General features: G+C 34.8%; 14 protein-coding genes, 10 tRNA genes, 1 rRNA gene and 1 CRISPR repeat array. Of the genes, 24 read left to right on the top strand and 1 reads right to left on the bottom strand.

Annotated elements, in window-relative coordinates; all coding sequences use genetic code 11:
• Positions 1–10 precede the first annotated feature (10 nt).
• The 14 genes from rrf (at position 11) to NH286_RS09775 (ending at position 3438) form a co-directional block, all read left to right on the top strand.
• Positions 11–127: ribosomal RNA gene (gene rrf, locus NH286_RS09840) — 5S ribosomal RNA — on the top strand.
• A 93-nt stretch (positions 128–220) separates the two neighbouring features.
• A tRNA-Asn gene (locus NH286_RS09835) sits at positions 221–295 on the top strand.
• 9 nt (positions 296–304) lie between these two features.
• A tRNA-Met gene (locus tag NH286_RS09830) sits at positions 305–381 on the top strand.
• A gap of 28 nt (positions 382–409) precedes the next feature.
• Positions 410–486: transfer RNA gene (locus NH286_RS09825), tRNA-Met, on the top strand.
• Positions 487–528: 42 nt separating this feature from the next.
• Positions 529–603: transfer RNA gene (locus NH286_RS09820), tRNA-Glu, on the top strand.
• Between the two features lie 184 nt (positions 604–787).
• Positions 788–862 (top strand) — tRNA-Glu (locus NH286_RS09815).
• Between the two features lie 3 nt (positions 863–865).
• Positions 866–941, top strand: a tRNA-Val gene (locus NH286_RS09810).
• Between the two features lie 56 nt (positions 942–997).
• A tRNA-Asp gene (locus NH286_RS09805) sits at positions 998–1074 on the top strand.
• 252 nt (positions 1075–1326) lie between these two features.
• Positions 1327–1402 (top strand) — tRNA-Thr (locus NH286_RS09800).
• Positions 1403–1425: 23 nt separating this feature from the next.
• Positions 1426–1500 (top strand) — tRNA-Gly (locus NH286_RS09795).
• 60 nt (positions 1501–1560) lie between these two features.
• Positions 1561–1637: transfer RNA gene (locus NH286_RS09790), tRNA-Arg, on the top strand.
• 172 nt (positions 1638–1809) lie between these two features.
• Positions 1810–2082: a CRISPR direct-repeat array (repeat unit 28 nt; unit sequence GTAATACCCGCACACGCGGGGGTGATCC).
• A gap of 569 nt (positions 2083–2651) precedes the next feature.
• The gene (locus NH286_RS09785; RefSeq protein WP_265238599.1) at positions 2652–2891 is read left to right on the top strand and encodes a hypothetical protein; all 240 of its coding nucleotides are present in this window, start codon (positions 2652–2654) and stop codon (positions 2889–2891) included.
• 155 nt (positions 2892–3046) lie between these two features.
• A complete protein-coding gene (locus NH286_RS09780; protein ID WP_265238598.1) occupies positions 3047–3217 on the top strand; it encodes a hypothetical protein in 171 nt (56 codons plus the stop codon).
• Between the two features lie 35 nt (positions 3218–3252).
• A complete protein-coding gene (locus NH286_RS09775) occupies positions 3253–3438 on the top strand; it encodes a phage scaffolding protein (RefSeq protein WP_265238596.1) in 186 nt (61 codons plus the stop codon).
• Between the two features lie 215 nt (positions 3439–3653).
• On the opposite strand, the gene NH286_RS09770 is transcribed toward NH286_RS09775, so the two are convergent.
• Positions 3654–3869: a hypothetical protein gene (locus NH286_RS09770; RefSeq protein ID WP_265238593.1), complete on the bottom strand. Its 216-nt coding sequence runs from the start codon at positions 3867–3869 to the stop codon at positions 3654–3656.
• 165 nt (positions 3870–4034) lie between these two features.
• On the opposite strand from NH286_RS09770, the gene msrB reads away from it, so the two are divergent.
• The 10 genes from msrB to NH286_RS09720 all read left to right on the top strand — a co-directional run bounded on the left by msrB (position 4035) and on the right by NH286_RS09720 (position 11361).
• Complete coding sequence (gene msrB / locus NH286_RS09765; protein WP_265238591.1) at positions 4035–5090, top strand: peptide-methionine (R)-S-oxide reductase MsrB; 1056 nt, start codon at positions 4035–4037, stop codon at positions 5088–5090.
• Between the two features lie 153 nt (positions 5091–5243).
• Positions 5244–6473: a S1C family serine protease gene (locus NH286_RS09760; protein ID WP_265238589.1), complete on the top strand. Its 1230-nt coding sequence runs from the start codon at positions 5244–5246 to the stop codon at positions 6471–6473.
• A 152-nt stretch (positions 6474–6625) separates the two neighbouring features.
• Complete coding sequence (ylxM, locus tag NH286_RS09755; protein ID WP_106460752.1) at positions 6626–6949, top strand: YlxM family DNA-binding protein; 324 nt, start codon at positions 6626–6628, stop codon at positions 6947–6949.
• A gap of 8 nt (positions 6950–6957) precedes the next feature.
• Complete coding sequence (ffh, locus tag NH286_RS09750; RefSeq protein WP_106460751.1) at positions 6958–8298, top strand: signal recognition particle protein; 1341 nt, start codon at positions 6958–6960, stop codon at positions 8296–8298.
• Between the two features lie 17 nt (positions 8299–8315).
• A complete protein-coding gene (gene rpsP, locus NH286_RS09745) occupies positions 8316–8561 on the top strand; it encodes a 30S ribosomal protein S16 (RefSeq protein WP_106460750.1) in 246 nt (81 codons plus the stop codon).
• 2 nt (positions 8562–8563) lie between these two features.
• Positions 8564–8788 carry a KH domain-containing protein gene (locus NH286_RS09740; RefSeq protein WP_106460749.1) on the top strand — a complete coding sequence of 75 codons (225 nt, stop codon included), beginning with the start codon at positions 8564–8566 and terminating at the stop codon, positions 8786–8788.
• Entirely contained in the window at positions 8785–9270 is a 486-nt protein-coding gene (rimM, locus tag NH286_RS09735; RefSeq protein WP_106460748.1) for a ribosome maturation factor RimM, read from the top strand. The genes NH286_RS09740 and rimM overlap by 4 nt, the downstream gene beginning before the upstream one ends.
• Entirely contained in the window at positions 9263–9985 is a 723-nt protein-coding gene (gene trmD / locus NH286_RS09730) for a tRNA (guanosine(37)-N1)-methyltransferase TrmD (RefSeq protein WP_265238586.1), read from the top strand. Before rimM ends, trmD begins: the two co-directional genes overlap by 8 nt.
• Positions 9957–10304 carry a 50S ribosomal protein L19 gene (gene rplS / locus NH286_RS09725; protein ID WP_106460746.1) on the top strand — a complete coding sequence of 116 codons (348 nt, stop codon included), beginning with the start codon at positions 9957–9959 and terminating at the stop codon, positions 10302–10304. The genes trmD and rplS overlap by 29 nt, the downstream gene beginning before the upstream one ends.
• A gap of 163 nt (positions 10305–10467) precedes the next feature.
• Positions 10468–11361, top strand: coding sequence for a helix-turn-helix domain-containing protein (locus NH286_RS09720; RefSeq protein ID WP_265238584.1), 894 nt, complete (start codon positions 10468–10470; stop codon positions 11359–11361).
• Positions 11362–11678: the final 317 nt, after the last annotated feature.

The raw sequence follows: 11678 nt of genomic DNA, 5'->3' as shown, positions 1-11678 counted from the left end.
GTTCAAAAAATATGGTGATGATTGCATGAGAGATACACCTGTTCCCATACCGAACACAGAAGTTAAGCCTCATAACGCCGATGGTACTGCCTGGGCAACTGGGTGGTAGAGTAGGAAGTCGCCAAACAATCTAAACCTAGCTGACATTTGTCAGCTAGGTTAAAAATTGAAACTTATATAGATATTCTAGGGAAACCTAGGATAATTCTATCTTAAATGGGCTTAGGTAGCTCAATGGTGGAGCACCCGGCTGTTAACCGGTAGGTTGTGGGTTCGAGTCCCACCCTGAGCGCCAAGTAAATATCGCGGGATAGAGCAGTCTGGTAGCTCGTCGGGCTCATAACCCGGAGGTCGTAGGTTCAAATCCTGCTCCCGCAACCAAAATTCCATATCAAATGGAAGTAATTATGGCGAAGTAGCTCAGTTGGCTAGAGCATTCGGTTCATACCCGGAGTGTCAAGAGTTCAAGTCTCTTCTTCGCTACCATTTTTTTATAAGCTCTTAGCTTATTTGACCTAGGAGCTATATGGCTCCATGGTCAAGCGGTTAAGACACCAGCCTCTCACGCTGGTTTCCCGGGTTCGAATCCCGGTGGAGTCACCAAATTGACCATAGACTAGTATAGCCTATGGTATTAATTTTTATGGTTCAATTAAATTAAGGCCCCATGGTCAAGCGGTTCGAAGCCCCTAACCCCAATTGTGAAACAATTGGATGGTAGGTCTGGTTACCGCTCGTATAGTGTGAACAAAATAGAATTAAATACTTGAATTAATGTTTAAATTAAGGCCCCATGGTCAAGCGGTTAAGACACCACCCTTTCACGGTGGTATCCCGGGTTCGAATCCCGGTGGGGTCACCATATGGAAGTATAGCTCAGTTGGGAGAGCATCTGCCTTACAAGCAGGGGGTCACAGGTTCGAGCCCTGTTACTTCCACCAAAAGCAATTAAATATTGCTCATTACATTTTGTTATCCTATAATAAAATGTTGATGAGGCCTGGTAGTTCAGCTGGTTAGAATGCCGCCCTGTCACGGCGGAGGTCGTGGGTTCGAATCCCATCCAGGTCGCCAATATAATAATGCAACCTAGAAGTGACTTCGTACAAGGTCCGCCGTAACGGCGGAAGAGTTCTTCGGACTCACTAACGTTCGTCTCGAAGATTTCAAATCTTGCGATTTGAAACCCTGTAAGGGACTGGGTTCGAATCCCATCTAGGTCGCCACAGAACTTATATTTAAAAATTGATTGCATCAATTGTGGATATTGGCAATCATTTAGGATTGGTTTTACCAATCCTGCCCAACCCTTTAATAAAAATAGATGCTGATGTAGCTCAATTGGCAGAGCAATTGATTTGTAATCAATAGGTTGTAGGTTCAAGTCCTATCATCAGCTCCAAATTTAATCTTATGGATTAATATGCGGATGTGGCTCAGTGGTAGAGCATCGCCTTGCCAAGGCGAGGGTCGCGAGTTCGAATCTCGTCATCCGCTCCAAATTAAATAAAGAAAAAAACCAAGCCTAGCCTATCTTGTGGCTTGCTTGGTTTTTATTATGCGTCATTAGCTCAGCTGGATAGAGCGTCTGGCTACGGACCAGAAGGCCTGGGGTTCGAATCCTCAATGACGCGCCAGAATTTAAGAGGAATGTTGATTATTCGACATTCCTCTTTTTCTGTCTATTATTTCATATTAATTTAATTTCATAATACAAAGTTTATATGTTACAATGATAGTAGAAAATAAAGTGAATAAAATAGCATTATAGTAAAAATAAAAATGGCTAAAAATAGGGATAATTTTAGTGTAATACCCGCACACGCGGGGGTGATCCCATCGGCTATGACCTGAAAAGCAGGCCAAGCAACGTAATACCCGCACACGCGGGGGTGATCCTCTTTTACTTGTAACATTGTTATCTCCTCTACTGTAATACCCGCACACGCGGGGGTGATCCCTATTACTTGGGGCTGCAATTCCACAGACTCCAGTAATACCCGCACACGCGGGGGTGATCCTAAGAAAGTATCTAAGTCTAGAACTTGGAATGCGTAGTACCCGCACATGCGGGGGTGATCCTATGAACGAGCAAATAATACAAAAATACGTAAAGTAGTACCCGCACACGCGGTGTGATTTTTGAGGTGCCAGATATTGGCACCTTTACTAGGTATGGGAGATTTGCAAAGAATAATGATAACTACAAAAGGTAAATTTGTAGGTATATTTAAAAAGAAAAAGTAGGGGTTCCCCACCAAGCTTATTAGATTACTCTAAAATTTTTTTTAATGAGCGAGGAAACCCTACTTACTAATATCATTATACATTATATGTTGAAAAATAAAATGATAATTTGTAGTATAATATAAGTAAGCATAAAGGTTAAGAAATCTGCCGATAACGCCATTTTTATGGAGATGTGGGAGAGGGGGCAGTCCCACTTATGTAAATTAGCACATTCTTTTTAGAGTGTGCTTTTTATTGTAGAAATTTATTTAAATAATGCAAAAATGGGTAGAGATATATCAAATATATGACTTGATGAGGAAGAATTTTTATATCAAAGTAATAATTGACTTATAGTTTAAAATAGAAGTTAAGTTAGAAATAATTGGCGTTTATAATCTCTTGATTAAGTGAGGTGTAAAATGTTATTAAAAGAACAAGTTATAGAGATGGGGGATTTGTTTTTTAATGGAAATCCTGAAAAAGCCTATACAATGGTTTCAGATATGAATGAATGGAATCAGTTCATTAATTCTATAAAAAAAGAGGAAAATCAGGATAAGGCTTATTCCATTATGAAACATAGTGATTTGGATGTTTGGAAAAATAAAACTCCATTTACAGAAAGAAAAAATTATAAAAGTTATGACATAGGTTATTAAAAGCACACTGTATATAATTTTAAAGTGTGCTTTTTTAGTTGAAATTTAATAGTTAATTAAGACGGTCTATACCGTCTTTTTGTATTGAAGACGTTAAAGAACAAGTCATATATGTTGGACTGAACAAAGGTAAAAATGTTTATGAAGGAGACAGAATGAAAAAGGAAGATTTTGTAAAATTAGGTGTGGATGAAGGGTTGGCTTCTAAGCTTGAGGAAAAGTCCCTGGAAGAATTAAAGTCTTATGTGCCTTATGAGAGATTTAAGGAAGTAAATGATGAAAAAAACAAATTTAAGACTGATCTAAAGGATAGGATGACCAACTAGAGGCTCTTAAAGATTCTAAGGGGGATGTTGAGGCTTTGAAAAAGCAAATATCAGATTTCCAAGCAGAAAATAAGTCTAAGGATGAATCTTATGCAGCTGAAATTAAAAATATTAGGATAAACAATGCTTTTGATAAGGCTCTTATGACGGCATCTGCTAAAAACAACCTTGCTGGCCGTGCCTTGTTAAAAGATTTAGATAAGGCTGAACTTGATGAGTAGTACCCGCACACGCGGGGTTATCCACTATAATTTATCTATAGAATGAGTGTTGACTATTAGTATATGAGGATCGAAATCTATATATTTTCATGATTGCACTGGCAAATATTTAACTACTTATTTAATTTTTAATTCTTTTGTGTGTATTTCGGCATAGAAAAACCTCACAATCTATATACTGGTTTTTGGGGTTTAGGTCATAAGACTTTTTTATTCTAATCTTTCTCTTTATTATTTTCATTTTCTATATCATCAATTATATTATTAACCTCTTGAGTATCTAAAAAAGTAACAAAATTTAGTATGTTTGCAATCATCTTAGATAATTTATAAGGAATACTCTTTTTACTTTTATTTTTATTTTTATCAGCTTGATACATAGCGATTACGAGGAAAAATATTGTCACTAAAATAATAATTAAGTCTATCATAACTTCTCCTTTATCTATTATTATCTAACACCTGTCTTATAAAAGTAATTACCCGATAATTATGCTTATAATCATTTTATATTATTATAAAGGCTGTTTTTGTTAACCTTTATTAGATTTTAATCATATCTATGGTAGAATTATAAAAAAATTAAGAGGATTTTTATGAAAAAATATAGAATTTTATATGCCTTAATGGCTTTGTTTGTGGTTTTTATTGGTTTTAAGTTTTTTAATAGGTCTTCTAATGATTCTGGTCATGATGAAGTACTTCCTAAGTCTACAAACTCATCAGAAATTTACCTAGCTGGTGGGTGTTTTTGGGGTGTTGAGGGGTATTTTAAGAAAATTCCTGGCGTCCTTGATACTGATGTAGGTTATGCTAATGGAAAAACAGATGCTACTTCTTATGAGAAAATAGGTGCTACTGACCATAGCGAGACTGTTAAGATTTCTTATGATTCAGATGTGGTGGCTTTGCAGGATATTTTGGAATATTATTTTAGGATTATTGACCCGACTTCTGTTAATAAGCAGGGCAATGATGAGGGTAGGCAATATAGGACTGGAATTTACTACACTGATGAGAATGATAAGCTAATTATCGATGAAATTATTAGACAAAAACAGGAAGGCTATGATAAGAAAATTGTTGTTGAAGTTGAGCCTTTGAAAAATTTTATCTTGGCTGAAGACTATCATCAAGATTATCTAGATAAAAATCCTGGCGGCTATTGCCATATCAATATTGGCCTTGCAGATGAGCCTTTGGCTTCTAAGAAGGATGTCCTTACTAAGGATAAAAATGCCTTGAAAGATAAGCTTAGCGAGGAAGAGTACAAGGTTACCCAAGAAAATCAAACTGAGAGGCCTTTTTCATCTAAATATGATGATTTTGATGAGCCAGGAATTTATGTTGATAAGGTCAGCGGCGAGCCACTTTTTTCTTCAAAGGATAAGTATGAAGCTGGCTGCGGTTGGCCTTCTTTTACAAAGCCAATTGGTGGCAATATCAATTATAGGGGTGACAAGTCCCACAATATGGATAGGGTTGAGGTTAGATCTAGAAGAGGAGATTCTCACTTAGGTCATGTCTTTAATGATGGTCCAAAGGATAAGGGCGGCGTTAGATATTGTATTAATGGAGCAGCTTTGCGCTTTATTCCTCTTAGCAAGATGGATGAGGAGGGCTATGGAGCCTATATCGATAAGGTCAAATAATCTAATAGGGGAGATTAATTTCTCTCCTTTTTATTTGAAAATTTGTTTGAATTTTAAGGCTTTTACATAAAAATTAAGAATTTTATATAAATTTAATTAAGAATTCATTTTTTTAGCATAAATTGGGTATATATTATTAAATAGGAGGAAAGTATGAATAATAGAAAATATAAGAGATCTGGTGGCGGATTTGCTACTTTTGCTGCTGGTCTTCTTGGTGCTATTGTTGGTGGATTTATCGTATATTTCCTACTAGCAGGTGCTAAGACTAATAAAAGGGAAGTTAATAATAATACAAATCAAATAGAAACAAGGCAAGAAAATTCTACACCAATTGAGATTAAGGATAATGCATCTATGGAGTCGGTTGTGGTTAAAAAATCAATTGATTCTGTTGTAGGCATAAATACTGTATCTAAGGTGACTAGGCAGTCATTTTTTGGACCTCAGTCAGGTTATGTAGAGGGAATTGGTTCTGGATCTATTGTTAGCAAGGATGGCTATATTGTAACAAATTCTCACGTTGTAAGCGATGGAGATGCTAAGGAAATAAATGTTTTGTTTAATAATGGTGAGACTGCTCCAGCAGAGCTTGTGTGGAATGATTCATCCTTAGACCTTGCTGTAATTAAGGTAGATTCAAATAATAAGAATCTCAAGGCTATTGATATTGGTGATAGCGATGAGATTGGTGTCGGTGATAGGGTTGTGGCTATTGGTAATCCTTTGGGATTCCAGCTTCAATCAACAGTCACATCCGGTATAATTTCAGGACTTAATAGAAGTGTCGCCTTTAATACAGGAGTCCAAATGGATGGACTAATGCAGACTGATGCGGCAATTAATGCTGGTAACTCTGGTGGAGCTCTTCTAAATTCTAAGGGCCAGCTAATTGGTATAAATACTGCAAAGGCCGGTAATTCTGATGGCATTGGCTTTGCTATTCCAATTAATACTGTTAAACCAGTTATTGACACAATTAGGAAAAAGGGCAAATTTGATTCTGTCTACCTTGGCATTACCGGCCAATCAATCGACTACCTAAAACAAATGTCCTACCTAAAAGATAAGGACCTAGGAACTGACCACGGTATTTATGTAGTAAGCGTCTTTTCAGATGATGATTCAATACAAAAGGGTGATATCATTACAGCAATTGATGGTAAGGAAGTAAAGGATATGTCTGGCCTAAGGAAGATTCTTTTAAGCTATGCCGTAGGTGATAGTGCTGAAATTAGCCTTGTAAGAGATGGTAAGGAAATGAAAGTCGACTTTAAATTTACCCTTGATTCATCAAATGTAGATGAATATAAACAAGCAAGACCAAATGAGAAAAATAGTGAAGAAGATAGGGGAATAAATCCATTCTTCAATCTTCCATAAAATATATAAGCCATAGTTGGGAAAATTAAGCCAAAAACTATGGCTTTTTTTATTGAAATATATTTATAAATGCGGTCAAGAAAATTATTTGACATGGCTTTAAATAGCGTGTATAATAATCGAGTCAAGTAAAAATATTGACAGGTGATAATATGGAAAAAATTGTAAAAGTAGCCCAGTTATATGACATGTATGGCGCACTTCTAAATGAAAAGCAAAGAGATGTTATAAATTGCTATTATAACGAAGATTTATCCCTTCAGGAAATAGCTGATAATACCGGCAGAACCAAGCAGGCTATATCAGATATGATCAATAGGAGTGTTGATAAATTATTTGAGTTTGAAGATGAGCTTTCTTTACTTAAAAGCAAAACGGAACTTGTAGGAGCTCTTTATGATATAAGAGAGCTGATTGAAAGTTCAAATAATAAAGAAGCAATTGAGATGTTAAATATAGTAATTGAAAAGATTTAGGAGCTTATATGGCATTTGAAAACCTTGCTGATAGACTCCAAGAAGCCCTTGGAAAACTAACAGGAAAAGGAAAATTAAATGAAAAAGACATAGACACTGCTATGAGGGAGATAAGACTTTCTCTATTAGAAGCGGATGTTAATTACAAGGTTGTAAAAGACTTTGTAAAGACTATCAAGGAAAGATCCCTTGGAGAAGATGTGATGAAATCCCTATCTCCTGGGCAAATGGTAGTCAAGATAGTAAATGAAGAATTAACTGAGCTAATGGGTAAGGAAAATTCAAGGCTAGATCTAAGAGGCTCTACCCCTCATATGGTAATGATGGTAGGTCTACAAGGTTCTGGTAAGACCACCCATTCTGGTAAACTTGTAAAACTCTTACAAAAAGAAAACAGAAATCCAATGTTAGCAGCCCTAGATATCTACAGACCAGCAGCTATAGAACAGCTAAAGGTAGTAGGTAAACAAGCGAATACCCACGTATTTGAAATGGGCAAAACTGATCCTGTCACTATAGCTACCGAGGCCAAAAAATACGCTAGACATAATAATTACGACACAGTAATCCTAGATACAGCAGGTAGGCTTCAGATAGATGATGAGCTCATGGAAGAGCTTAAAAATATCAAAGAAAGTGTCAAACCTGATGAAATTCTCTTGGTAGTAGATGCTATGACAGGTCAAGAAGCGGTAAATGTAGCCAAAACCTTTGATGACTACCTAGATATAACAGGAGTAATCCTAACAAAGCTAGATGGTGATGCAAGAGGCGGGGCAGCACTTTCCATAAGACAGGTTGTAGGCAAGCCAATCAAATTTATAGGTGTTGGTGAAAAACTTGATGACTTAGAGCCTTTCCATCCAGACAGGATGGCAAGCAGAATCCTTGGTATGGGAGATGTACTTTCGCTAATAGAAAAGGCCGAAGCACAATTTTCTCTAGAAAATGCCAAAGAATTAGAAGCAAAGATGAGAGAGCAGACATATTCCCTAGATGATTTCATGGAGCAAATCCAACAAATCAAGAATATGGGACCTCTAGAAGATCTACTTGCAATGATACCGGGAGTAAATTCTAAAATGTTAAAGGGTGTCAATGTGGATGATGCCGGATTTGACAAGATAGAAGCCCTAATCAATTCTATGACAAAAGAAGAGAAAGATAACCCAGAAATAATTGGAAAAAGTAGAAAAGTAAGGATTTCAAATGGTTCTGGAGTAGATATCCGTGAACTTAATAAGCTACTTAAACAATTTAAAGAGCTTAAAAAAATGATGAAAAAGATGAGCGGATTTAAAGCAAATCAAAAAAGAGGCAGAAGATTTCCAAAAATGCCTTTCTTTTAAAAAATAAGGAGGAAAAAATGGCAGTAAAAATTAGATTAAAGAGAATGGGACAAAAGAAAAAACCATTCTACAGAGTAGTTGTAGCAGATTCTAGAAGAGCAAGAGATGGTAGATTTATCGAAGAGATAGGCTACTACAATCCAGTTGCTGAACCAAAAGTATTTAGAATTGACAATGAAAAAGCTAAACAATGGATCAAAAACGGTGCACAACCAACATCTATTGTAGAAAAGCTATTCAAAGACAATGATGTATTAGCATAATTATGAAAGAACTAGTTGAATTAATAGTAAAAGAATTAGTAAGCGACAAAGACGCTGTAGAAATCATCGAAGATAGAGAAGGCAGCGAAGTAAACATACTAATAAAAGTAGCTGAAGAAGACAAGGGTAGGGTAATAGGAGTAAGAGGCAATATCATAAACTCCATAAGAACTATCGCAAGAAGCGCAGCTATAAAGGAAAATGTTAAGGTAAATATAAAAATATGAGAATCTCAGTAGGAGAGATAGTAGCCAGCCACGGCATCCGTGGCAATCTCAAGGTAAATAGCCTAACAGACAATGAAAAAAGATTTGAGAAGGGATCCAAAGTCTTCATAGAAGATGAACTTTTAACCATAAGAGAATCTTTTAAGAAAAAAAACCAAGTAATAATAGGCTTTGAAGAATACGATAATATCAACGATGTCCTAAAGTTTGTAGGCAAAGATATCACAATCGATGAAAAAGATCTAGGCAAACTTGCAGAGGGCGAAATATACATCCACGAACTTTACGGACTAAAAGTAATCTCCGATGGGCAAATAAAAGGAGAAATAAAAGACGTAATAAGCGGAGTATACCCAAATGATGTATACCTAGTTCAAACAGATAAAGGCGAAGTACTCTTACCAGCCTTAAGAGCTATTATCAAAGAAATAAATACTGAAAAAGGATTTATAGAAGTAGAAAATTTTAGTGACTATGAATAAAGTAACACTCCTAACCTTATTTCCAGAATCTTTTGAATTTCTAAAGACCTATGGAGTAATAGGAAAGGCCATACAAAATCAAAAATTAGACCTAGAAATAGTAGATATGAGAGATTTTGCAAACAACAAGCATAATCACGTAGATGATACAGTATACGGCGGGGCAGCCGGAATGCTAATAAGACCTCAAGTAATATATGATGCGCTGTTATCAGTCAAGAAAGCAAATTCAAAAGTAGCCTTTATGTCGGCTACAGGAAAAGTTTTAAATCAGAAGTTAGCAATCGACTTTGCAAGTATTGAACACTTGATAATCATATGCGGACATTACGAGGGCATAGATGCAAGGATAACAAATCATTATGTAGACTATGAGATATCTATAGGAGACTATGTACTTACAGGTGGAGAAATCCCTGCTATGGTCCTAATAGACTCAATGGCAAGATTTATAGATGGAGTAGTAGGTAAGGAAGAGTCATTAACAACAGATTCTCACTACAATATATTGTTGCAACAAGACGAATATACCAAGCCAAGAGTATTCAACGGTTACCATGTACCAAATGAACTAGTAAGTGGAGACCACAAGAAAATCGCAGCTTGGAATAAGAAAAATGCAATAGAAAAAACAAAAAGAGTAAGATACGACCTATACGAAAAGTACTTACGAGAGGAGAGCAAAAATGGATTTAATCAAAAAAATAGAAAGTGAAAACCTACGTGAAGAAAACTTTGACTTTAATGTAGGTGATACTGTAAGAATAAGCTACAGAATCAAAGAAGGCGACAAGACAAGACTACAAGACTTCGAAGGAACAGTAATCTACATCAACGAAGGAACAGTAGGCAAGACCTTCACAGTAAGAAGAATATCATATGGTGTAGGAGTAGAAAGAACCTTCCTATATCACAACCCAAGAATAGAAAAACTAGTAGTAACCAGACGTGGTAAGGTAAGAAGAGCAAAACTAAACTACCTAAGAGATCGTCAAGGTAAGGCAGCTAAAGTTAAAGAAAAAACAAACTACTAAAATGACTAAGGACTATTGCTATCTACGCAAGAGTCCTTTTTTAGTAGAATTTTATAATTAATCCATAAAGAAAATTATAAAGCTATGCCTAGTAGATTATTTCTTTAAAATAAAGTTTACTTATGATATTATAGATAAGAGAATGAGAGTTAAAGAGGCTAGTATGACAAATCAGAGAAAAGAATTTGGGAAAAAATTAATAGAAATAAGGGAAATTAAGGGGCTAAGGCAAGCAGATGTAGCTGAAATAGCAAATTTGAGCCAAAGATCAATAGGAAGACTTGAAAGAGGGGAGATAGGGTCTGCTTCAGTAGATAGCCTAATAGAACTATCTAAAGTATATAATCTTGATATTTTAAGTTTATACAAGAAATATATTTATGGGAATTATTATTTATTAGAAGAAATAAAAAAATCACTAGATATAAATGCAATATTTTTAAGCGAAGAAATAAAGAGAGACTTATTAGAAAAAATTAACTTAATAAAAGATAAGCGAGATCTACAAGCGAAAAGATATGAAATAGACCTATTAGAACTTTTTATCAATTACTTAAATGATGAAGCAAGCGATGATGATTTAAAAAATAACTTTGAAGACCTAAGCTCGTCAAAGATAAAGAGGGGGAATTTTTCTAATATAGATTTATCTTCTATAGAACTACGTATTTTATTAAATATAGCTACAAGTTCAAAATCTTTTAAAAATATTGACTCATTAGAAATACTTGAAAAATGTAAAAATCAAGATAAGGATTCTATAATAAAAATAGCAGCTTGTAATAATCTTGCGAATTTCTATAAGTATTATGGAAATTTTAATAAAACAATGGAAACAATAAATGAAGGATTACGATTATCATGTAAGTTATCTTCAATAGACGGACTAATTTATCTTAATTTTGTAAAATTTATAACCTTGTATAGAACAAATGGAAATTATGAAAAAAGTTTGCAGTCAACTATTGTTTTTTCACAATATAGCAATAATTCAAAACTAAGTATGGCAATAAATAAGAAAATAAATAAAATTATTCACAACTCCAAAGCAAAGTAGCTAGATTAATTTAATTTTTTAAACCTAGCTACTTTATTATTTTTCAAATCGGTGAATTACATTCAATGCTTTTTATATCGATATCATCTTCATTACCATAAATAGCATAGGATATACTAGTAATGCATATATAAGTTATTGCAAATATTGAAATAATGAATAAAAATCTGTTAAGCTTTTTTATAAAATCACCTCCTCGTATATTATAGTTGTAGTAATAAATACTACATTTTGTTCTCAATCCCACTTTCTTATGGGATAATAATTGTATAGATAGAGGTCGTAGTTAACCTCCTTGAAGCTAGTCTTCCTAAATT

It is taken from the genome of Anaerococcus sp. NML200574, assembly GCF_026131665.1.
Lineage (GTDB): Bacteria > Bacillota > Clostridia > Tissierellales > Peptoniphilaceae > Anaerococcus > Anaerococcus kampingae.
This window is presented reverse-complemented; position numbering and strand designations above follow the sequence as displayed.

Bases quoted from the DNA above. Each gene is read 5' to 3' on its own strand.
- trmD (WP_265238586.1), top strand. From the start codon at position 9,263: ATGAATAAAGTAACACTCCTAACCTTATTTCCAGAATCTTTTGAATTT.
- NH286_RS09740 (WP_106460749.1), top strand. From the start codon at position 8,564: ATGAAAGAACTAGTTGAATTAATAGTAAAAGAATTAGTAAGCGACAAA.
- NH286_RS09720 (WP_265238584.1), top strand. From the start codon at position 10,468: ATGACAAATCAGAGAAAAGAATTTGGGAAAAAATTAATAGAAATAAGG.
- msrB (WP_265238591.1), top strand. From the start codon at position 4,035: ATGAAAAAATATAGAATTTTATATGCCTTAATGGCTTTGTTTGTGGTT.
- NH286_RS09760 (WP_265238589.1), top strand. From the start codon at position 5,244: ATGAATAATAGAAAATATAAGAGATCTGGTGGCGGATTTGCTACTTTT.
- rimM (WP_106460748.1), top strand. From the start codon at position 8,785: ATGAGAATCTCAGTAGGAGAGATAGTAGCCAGCCACGGCATCCGTGGC.
- ffh (WP_106460751.1), top strand. From the start codon at position 6,958: ATGGCATTTGAAAACCTTGCTGATAGACTCCAAGAAGCCCTTGGAAAA.
- ylxM (WP_106460752.1), top strand. From the start codon at position 6,626: ATGGAAAAAATTGTAAAAGTAGCCCAGTTATATGACATGTATGGCGCA.
- NH286_RS09780 (WP_265238598.1), top strand. From the start codon at position 3,047: ATGAAAAAGGAAGATTTTGTAAAATTAGGTGTGGATGAAGGGTTGGCT.
- NH286_RS09770 (WP_265238593.1), bottom strand. From the start codon at position 3,869: ATGATAGACTTAATTATTATTTTAGTGACAATATTTTTCCTCGTAATC.
- rpsP (WP_106460750.1), top strand. From the start codon at position 8,316: ATGGCAGTAAAAATTAGATTAAAGAGAATGGGACAAAAGAAAAAACCA.
- rplS (WP_106460746.1), top strand. From the start codon at position 9,957: ATGGATTTAATCAAAAAAATAGAAAGTGAAAACCTACGTGAAGAAAAC.
- NH286_RS09785 (WP_265238599.1), top strand. From the start codon at position 2,652: ATGTTATTAAAAGAACAAGTTATAGAGATGGGGGATTTGTTTTTTAAT.